Source organism: Capnocytophaga catalasegens (genome assembly GCF_026005215.1).
Lineage (GTDB): Bacteria > Bacteroidota > Bacteroidia > Flavobacteriales > Flavobacteriaceae > Capnocytophaga > Capnocytophaga catalasegens.
Genome location: NZ_BPMA01000063.1, coordinates 1 through 8,922 on the forward strand (window position 1 = coordinate 1; position 8,922 = coordinate 8,922).

The following is an 8,922-nucleotide window of genomic DNA, read 5'->3' on the forward strand; positions in this document are numbered from 1 at the left end:
AACACGGACAAACAGATAGTGTGTTATTGCAACATTCTGAAAATACTACCCCATTAGAAGTAAGTGCTGTTAATCCTTCTATAGGAATACCAAAGAAGAAAAAGACAACTCCAATAGTTCAAGACATTACTATCACAAAAATAAAAGACTAATAAATTACAGTTATGGAGAACAAAACCAATTATATACAAGAAGGACAAGAGGTAACTTTTTCTGCTCAGTTAGAGAGAGGAGATAGAAGGCTTACTTCATGGATTATCTATAAGGGAAATCAATGTGACGATAATCATATTCTTGTAGAAAAAGAACACATAGGCACAGAATTCTCATTTACTTTTGAGGATATTGGATAGTATACCGTTGTGAGTTACGGAAAACGGGAAGATATTGATAATAGTAAAACTGTTAGAGTTCAAGTAATAACTCCTGTTTTTGAAGGCTTGAAATGCCTAAGCCCTACCTCTGTTTGTTATAAGGAAAATGGAGTTTGGAGAGTACAAAAAACAAAAGAAGAAGAGGTCTGTTTCCAAGCAATATTCAAAAATAATGAATTTCCATCAGACCTCAAAATAACTATAATGTTTGGTGAGAAGACAGCTGATATCAGAAGAGAAAAAGATAAAGTTTATTACACACCACAATTTACTAATAATAAGAATAAAAAATATGATATCATAGTTGAATTTACTAATAAAGATGGGAAAATTCAAACAAAAAAGGAGCTAATGGAAGTTTTAGAAGTTCTACCCCCTCTTGAAAAAGCTATAGAGAATAAAAACACAGGCAAAACCAAAATCACAACCATTCCCCAAGGGATAAAAAATGTTCGTCCCAAAGATAGCTTAAAATTAAAGTTTGATAAAAGGAATATATCATTGAGTGAGGAGGCAACAGTAGATACTTCAACCTTTATTTGGAAGCTTAATGGGAAAATATTAAGTGCAAAAGGAGAGCAAATAGAGATCCCCCGAGAGGAAATTGCCAATTGTAAAAAAGGAAATATAGTAGCTGTTTTCAAGAATCTTACAGATAAGAAAGCAATGGCTACTTATAACTTTTCAGTGCTTAAAAACAAGGTTAATAAATTTGACATTTCTCACCCTCCAAAATATGGAAAGGAAATCATTTTTGATGTGAAATACACAAAGAAGGAGAATGATTATATGCTTTATCCTCAGTTAGAAGGATTGGAAAATGTTCATTGGGAGGTTACCAAAGAGGGTAAACTTATAAAAAGTGATATAGGACTTGAGTTTCGTTATACTTTCAAAGAAGAAGGTAAGTTCAAAGTAAAATGTTATATTTCAGATAAGGAGGGAGAAGTAGAAAAAGAATATAACATCATTCAACCTAAGATATATCCCCAAAGCGCTAAATGGGTAAGCAATGCTAGAAACACCAATAATAAATTACACCAAGCAGGGTATGCTCAAGAGATTTGTGCTTATGTAGAACATGCGGGGTTGCAAGGAGAAAGAGTTACACTGAGAGTATATGATGATGATTTATTGCAAGATGATGAGATATGTAAGGTAGAAAACATTGAGGTAAAGAAGGCGGGCAATATTTGTATTCCCATTATATTGGGAGCAAATGAAAAGAGGAAAATATGGGATAATGAGGGGAAATTATACTTTACTATTGAGCCTTTTGACAAAAGGATTAAGGTACAGGACACGGATAAAGAATTAGGGAAACACCTACTTATCAGTAAGGAACGACAAGTGTGGGCTACATATTTTTGTAATAGTGATGAAACAGAGAAATATAGTACAAGGGAAGTAGGAATGTCGTTTTACTTTAAGCTGTACGCTACTAATTTGGTAGGTGCTAAGGTAGAAGTATGTTTTTTGAATAAGTATATATCAGAAAAGCCCCAATGGAAAGATTGTGAGCAAAGAAGTTTTTTTAAAGGACTAGGTGAAATAGATAAGAAGGGAGAACTGAAGATAAGAGTAGATACTTCAAAGCTCAAGAAAATAAACAAAGCCACTTATATTTATGCAGTGATGGCGAAGTTTACCTATAAGAATGGTGATAAAGAGGAAGTATTGTATAAGCATTTTAAGGACAGGTTACTATTGTTTCCTACGAATTCTCTACCTCATATGGAGGAAAACAAATCCCCTGTGAAGGTAGGTTATCAGAGGATAGTATCTCTTTTTGAACCTTCTAACTGGGAGGAAAAAATGTGGAGAGTATTAGAAAGTACTAATAAGGATTGTCAGATAGTATTTAAGGGTCAAACTGCAAAAGAAGGAGCTCTTTCAGAGAAGACTAAACAAATATTAAAGGAAGTAGGGAAAGCCTCAGGGAATGATATTATTACTATAACAAGTACAGCAAGGACACCTTATGATCAAGCAAGAATTATGTATGATAATTGTAAAAGGAATTTAAAAAAACAAAGGGAAGTTTATGCTCGCCCTGGACAAAAAATTATAGATGTATATGTAGCAAATAAAGAAAAGAAAAAAGAAGAGGTAATAAAACTAATGGAGGCAAAGATAAAAGAATTAGGTGTTACAACTGTATCTAAACATTTGGCAGATTTTAATATTTTAAATACTTTTGATATACCTTATAATCTCCTTAAAGATAAGGAAAAATTTAAACAAGAAATGAAGAAAAGATCTGAATTAGATCAATTTATGATAGAAAATAATTGTTATCATATTCAAATTAAACAATAATTATTATGGAAAAAATATACACAGTATTTATAATTTTCACTTTAACTTCATGCCAATTAACAAATAAAGAAAAGAAAGAGTCTATTTCTTTTAATCATAATGAATCAATAACTATCTCTAAAGATACAATAAGAATAAATAAAGAGATTGTTTTATTTGTTGATACAATGTTTGGTTTAGATAGTCTTAAAAAGACATTTAAAAATTTGGATGATTTCTATACAATGGCTGATGATGCAAATTATTATATGTCAGAAGCACAAAATTTTATAGAAAACAAAAAAATTGATACTCTCTCGATTATTAATAATAAAATCATTATATTTGATAACAGAGATACTATTAATTCTAAAAAATTACCCCTTTGGAGTTTGGTTTTATATTCAAAAGGGAAAAAACCTAAAATTATATATCCCATTGATATATCAAATGAATATGATAAATATTTTGGACGGAGTAAATAATTCAATTTTTGAGGTGTCAAAATAATTTCATATATTTGCATTCTGAAAATTAATGCATTATGAAATTATTTAAAGGACAAAATCTCTTAGAGTTTACTGAACGCTTTAAAACAGACTTAGATTGCGAAGAATATTTAGCTTCTTTAAAAATGGAAAGATGGATATTGCTGTCGCAAATGTGGTCATAAAAAATACCAAGTCAGAAAAGAAAAAAATAGGTGTACTACATTCAAATAAACCATCACATTCTAAAATTATTTCTGAGCAAAATGATTTAAAAGAAGGAAGTACACAAAAAAGAATTATTTATAAAAATGGTGATATTGCAGAATATGGAAAGCATCCAACAAAAGGATTTACTTGGATTCTGTATAGGGCAACAAACATAGATATAGAATTATTAGAAATGCCCGACTCAATAAATTATTTAAAAGATGATGTTTCTATAAAATATAAGTCTTCAGGGACAAAAAGAAAATATACAAATCCAGATAATTTTGCTGGTTTTATAGGTGCCCTATCCCAAACGAAACTTACTATTACATCTACTGGCTCGTGTTTTTCAGAAGGTTCTTGTTTCCCAAGCCAACTTCACGTAAATGGTGAAAGTATAGATACATTATATATAAAAGATCTAAAAAAAGATCAAGATTTTATTAACGCTATGAAATTTTTTCATTTTACTGATAGGAAAGCGGGGAATGATCCTTATTACAAATTATTAAAAAATGTGTCTGATGGAGGAGATTTACATGATACACATTTGCACTGTGGTAAATTTGACACTTCAAAAATAATAATTAAAATATTATCTATTTTAGTACTCTTAATTTTTTCTTTTTATCCACACAAAGGAAATACAAGTAATTTGGGAACCTTTAATATTCCTAATAATTCAAATCGTAATTACAAAAAAATATGGTATTATAATGAAATAGATACTTTAACTTATTTCAAAGAAATAGGAGATAAGTCTATTATGAAAAAATTTCCTAAAAAATGGAATATTAGTGTATATCAAGCTACATCACATAATGATTCTATTAATGAGAGAAATTTTTATAAGATAACTAACTATTATAAAAGTATAAAAGGAATAAAAATTAAGGACATCTACAACTATAAGAAGAGATTAGGGAGAGGAGAGATTGTTTCTTTAGAACTGATTCATAGATTTTTTAAAAATGGAGAAATTTATGAATATATAAAATCAGTGAAATCTATTAAAAACAATGAAGATTTTCCTTCTGTCATTACAAGTATTGATATTCTTGTTTTTAAAGATAATAAATATCATAATAAGCTTAATGTTTATTATGAAAAGAATTATTCGTATGCGGTATCATATAAATTAGGATATTTTGATAAGAATGGAGTTTTATATTACAAAATATTTGAGACAGATGAAGTAGAAACTCTTTATATAAAAGAAGGTAAAGATTATCTTCTTTTTGACGGAAATATTTAGAATATATACCACATTTGGGGACTTCTTATAATCCTAAAATTAAAATATAGGCAATATGGTTGGGAGGAGTTTAGGTATTAAAAGGAATTGAAAATAAAATGAAAAAAATACTATTGATACTATTTATTTGCTGTACGCTCCAATGCAGAGCACAGTATAAAGAGCTTACTATAAGTGAAAATGAAAAAGAATTATTAGAATTTTTATATAAAAATTCTAATAAAGCTAAAATGACCCCTAGTCACTATTTTGATGAATTGTCAGAATGGGATTTGAGTAATGTTACTTTAAAACAAAAAATGAAGATATTATTCAAAAATGACAAGAATCTGAATCAAAAATTAAAATAATTAGAGGAAGCTCGTATTTCTCTATACGAATATGCTTTAGAAGATGTTAAAGATGAATATCAAGAATATCATTATGTTGATGGACCGCGTTTTTCTTATCTTGTAGATAAAGGAGATTTAAATCATATTAAAAATTCTCAAAGACCCTAAAATATCAAAATCTGATAAGGAAAGGATTGAAGTATACTTAAAAGCTTATCCTCACTACTATATCTCTGATCCTGATGGTTATACCAATGTAAGAGAAGGAAAGGATACTTCGTCTAAAATTTTAGGTACAATAAAATCGGGAGAAACAATAGAGGTATTGAATAATAAAGGAAATTGGTGGCAGGTAATGACAAGAGACAATGAAATAGGCTATATTCACAAGAGTAGAATAAAAAAGAGGTAAAGCCACTTCATTATTAAAAAACTTCTATAGCTTTTTGTCTGTATGGTTGGAGGAGTTTAGCTATATTAGAAAACAGTAACTTCTGTAGTTAAAAACATTACTATCAAACAAATAGAAGATTAAATCACAATTATGAACAATAACAAACAATACATACGAGAAGGGCAAAAAGTAACGTTTTCTGCCCAATTAGAAAAAGGAGACAGAAGACTCACTTCGTGGATTGTCTATGAAGGTAACCAATGTGATGACAATCATATCGTTAAAGAGGAAAAACAGGTAGGAACAGAATTCTCACATATTTTTGAGGAGGCTGGAGAATATACTATTGTAAGCTATGGAAAACGAGATGAGATTGATGATAACAAAGCCATTAAACTTCAAGTAGAAAAACCTGTTTTAGAAGGAATTGAATGTGTTGAAAGGGCTAATACCTATTTTAAAAACAACGTTTATATAGTAAAAAAAGGAACAAAAGTTACCTTCAGACTAAAGTTTAAAGATGATGTTCTTCCTACTTCAGATAAATTGTTGCATCTTGTGAAAGTGATACCTATAGGAGGAACTTCAAGTGGAAAAATCATAAGAGAAGGAAAAGAGAATGAATATTCATACAATGCCATAAATAGGTCATCCTATACTGTTATTGCAAAATTTGGAAATAGAACATTCGAATTTTCAATGAGAGTGGTTGAAAATTTTGAGGAAGAAGTAAAAAAGTTTGAAGAATCTATTGCTAAAAATTCTTCTACAGAAATTACTACAATCCCAAGCGGTATAGAAAATGTTCGCTCTAAAGACTCTTTAAAACTAAAATTTAACCCTAAAGGGGGTGAACCTGAAATAAACCCATCAAACCTTGTTTGGAAACTCAATGGGAATACCCTGTTGGCAAAAGGAACTCAAATTGAGATACCTCGAGAGATAATTGCTAATAATAAAGGAGAAAATAAAGTAGAAGTTTTCAAGAATAATGCTAGTACAAAGAGTGTTGCATCCTATAATTTTTCAGTAGTTAAAAATGAAATCATCAAGTTTGATGTTTCTGAAACTCCTAAATTTGGGAAAAAAGTTACTTTCAAGGTAAAAGAAGATAAAAAATATATGATATTTCCTAAATTAGAAATAAATGAAGAAATCTATTGGGAAGTTAAAAAAGGAAGTATTTTCGTTGCACGCGGGACAGGACTTACATTCGAACATAAGTTTAATGAAGAAGGGGATTTTCAAGTAAAATGTTATATTTCAGATGTAGTGATAGAGGAGAAATATAATATCAAACGACCTAAGATATTTCCTGAAACTGCTCAATGGATAGACAAGGATGGTGCTACTGGAAATATTTTAAAAAAGGCTGGCTATTATCAAAAAATATATGCTTTTGTAGAGCATCAAGGGCTACTAGGAGAGAAAGTTATAGTAGATGTATACGACGATGATAAGGCTTCTGCTGACGATTGGATTGCTTCTAATTATCAACTTGTTGAAAATAAAGAAAATATATGCGTTCCTTTTATATTAACAAATGAAAAGAACAACAAAAAGTATAGCAAAGATAATAGAAGTCACAAAGAAAGAATTGAGAATTGTTTAAGCAAAGAAGGTAAACTGTTTTTCAAAGTAAAATCTGTTGATCCCCAATTTCATATAGGAAATTCAGAAGCTGAATTGGCAAAACATCTAACTATCGTTCCTGATTCAGAAATAGTAGACACCTATTTTTGTGATGAAGGAGATACCGTAAAATATGATATACAGAAATTAAGCACTTCTATTTTCCTTAAAATATATGCCATAAATATGGTAAGCAGGAAAATTAGGGTTTGTGTTTTAGAAAATGTTAGTGACACCACAAGACAGTTTATGAATTGGGATTCATACTATAGAAAATCTCTTTGCCAAAAGGAAGTAACTATAAATGATAAAGGAGAAGCTATCCTCCCTATTGACTTAACAAAATTTAAGCAATATAATAATGGAACTGTCATTCTTTCAGCTGTGATGATACGTTCTGAATACAAACTAGGCGGTAAGGATTATACTGATTATTACAGAATTAACGCAAAGATAGTACTCATTAAAGAACCTTCTCTACCTCATATGAAAGAAAATTTTTCTCCCGTAAAAGTGAAAAGTTCAAAAGTAGATAGAATTGCTATTGAGAAAGAACAGCCCAAAGAAGAAAACAAAAACAACAGAGACGAGAATACTATATACATTACTCGTAAGTGGGAAAAATGGGTGGGGAATAATGGTGGTAGCGCAACTTATGGCACATTTGTTTTTGGAGATATTACAGGTTTTATATGTGAACCTCACGGTCCTCAGACAACTAGAAGTGGTAAAGATAAAAGAATTCCTACAGGTACTTATAATTTGGAATGGTATCCTAAAAGTGGAAAGTTTCCTAAAAATGTGTATACAAAAGAAGGTAGGTATGTAATTAGAAAATATAAACCTTTTAGTGCTACTTATATTAATTTTCCAGAACTAAAAAATGCAATCATCCAAATATACAATAAAGATGTAAGTAAAAAAAGACATATTTTACTCCATGCTGGTTATGAAGGCGGATGGACAGAAGGTTGCATAAATCCTTTTAAGACCTTGAGTGAAAAACTAAGGGATAAAAATATAGAACTAAAAGAGTCTATAGAACTTTTATTTGAAATCTATGATAAAATAGATAAAATAGGTATTGAAAAAGTAAAAATAGTAATAGTAGATGAAATAAATAAACCTAAAAGTAAAGAAGATGAAAAGTATGGAGAATTTATTAAAAAGAGACCTAGGTAAGAAGCTTTTTTATGTGCTAATATTACTATATAGTACAACTATATTTGCACAACCTTGTACATTCAAAGATGTCATAGAGAGAACAACACATAATGTACCCTATGAAAAATACAACATTCATCTTGATATGTTGCAAGTTTTAAATGGTAAAAAAGATAACTTTTTAGGATTCATAGGGGTAAATCGCAAGCGCTTGCGCATTACTTTCACCTCCATAAAGAAGAGTGAAGAAAACAAAGATGTATATGAGGTAGAAGGTTTTAGCACTGTGATGAATAAAAACAAACGGACTTTCAAAGGAACGTTCACTTTGCAGTCTCATTACAGACTTACAGAACCCGCTTTTTATGGGGATGGGCCTCTAAAAAAGGGAGAAGCAGAAGGTTTTTCCACTTTTTTATATACACTAAAAGAAGACGAGAATCTTACAGCTACTGGTATTTTTAAGGGAGAAATGCTTGTTCTTTGGTATAAGGGAATAAATAAAAAACCTGTATATACTGAACTATTTATTCAGAGTGATGGAAGTAGGAATTACCAATTTTTTGGCACTTGGACGAGTTATAAAACTAAAAAAACTTCGGTAGCCTCTTGGGGAGAAGATCGCATACCCTGCTCTGGAGATTTTGATTTAGGAGATGGAGATTTTGGTCCTAATCCCAAATATTGGCAATATGGTTGGGAGGAATTTAGGTATTAAAAGGAATTGAAAATAAAATAAAACATTATTGATACTATCCATTAGCTTTATCCTTCA

General features: G+C 30.0%; 8 protein-coding genes and 1 pseudogene. All 9 read left to right on the top strand.

What is annotated here, in order from left to right; translation table 11 throughout:
- Positions 1-164: 164 nt before the first annotated feature.
- The 9 genes and pseudogenes from OO775_RS12515 to OO775_RS12550 all read left to right on the top strand — a co-directional run bounded on the left by OO775_RS12515 (position 165) and on the right by OO775_RS12550 (position 8,865).
- Positions 165-353: a hypothetical protein gene (locus tag OO775_RS12515; RefSeq protein ID WP_264847543.1), complete on the top strand. Its 189-nt coding sequence runs from the start codon at positions 165-167 to the stop codon at positions 351-353.
- 9 nt (positions 354-362) lie between these two features.
- Positions 363-2,693 (top strand): hypothetical protein, encoded by a 2,331-nt coding sequence (locus tag OO775_RS12520; protein ID WP_264847544.1) that lies wholly within the window; start codon positions 363-365, stop codon positions 2,691-2,693.
- A 5-nt stretch (positions 2,694-2,698) separates the two neighbouring features.
- Positions 2,699-3,157 (top strand): hypothetical protein, encoded by a 459-nt coding sequence (locus tag OO775_RS12525; protein WP_264847545.1) that lies wholly within the window; start codon positions 2,699-2,701, stop codon positions 3,155-3,157.
- A gap of 59 nt (positions 3,158-3,216) precedes the next feature.
- Positions 3,217-3,376: pseudogene (locus OO775_RS12530) on the top strand (transposase); the annotation flags it as partial.
- Positions 3,315-4,625: a hypothetical protein gene (locus OO775_RS12535; protein ID WP_264847546.1), complete on the top strand. Its 1,311-nt coding sequence runs from the start codon at positions 3,315-3,317 to the stop codon at positions 4,623-4,625. The pseudogene OO775_RS12530 and the gene OO775_RS12535, both read left to right, overlap by 62 nt.
- Before the next feature lie 98 nt (positions 4,626-4,723).
- The gene (locus OO775_RS12540; protein ID WP_264847548.1) at positions 4,724-4,975 is read left to right on the top strand and encodes a hypothetical protein; all 252 of its coding nucleotides are present in this window, start codon (positions 4,724-4,726) and stop codon (positions 4,973-4,975) included.
- 211 nt (positions 4,976-5,186) lie between these two features.
- On the top strand, positions 5,187-5,369 hold the full coding sequence (locus OO775_RS14155; protein ID WP_373874582.1) for an SH3 domain-containing protein: 183 nt from the start codon (positions 5,187-5,189) through the stop codon (positions 5,367-5,369).
- A gap of 132 nt (positions 5,370-5,501) precedes the next feature.
- Complete coding sequence (locus OO775_RS12545) at positions 5,502-8,165, top strand: DUF5675 family protein (RefSeq protein WP_264847549.1); 2,664 nt, start codon at positions 5,502-5,504, stop codon at positions 8,163-8,165.
- Positions 8,134-8,865, top strand: coding sequence for a hypothetical protein (locus OO775_RS12550; RefSeq protein WP_264847550.1), 732 nt, complete (start codon positions 8,134-8,136; stop codon positions 8,863-8,865). The genes OO775_RS12545 and OO775_RS12550 overlap by 32 nt, the downstream gene beginning before the upstream one ends.
- The last annotated feature ends 57 nt before the right edge of the window (positions 8,866-8,922 follow it).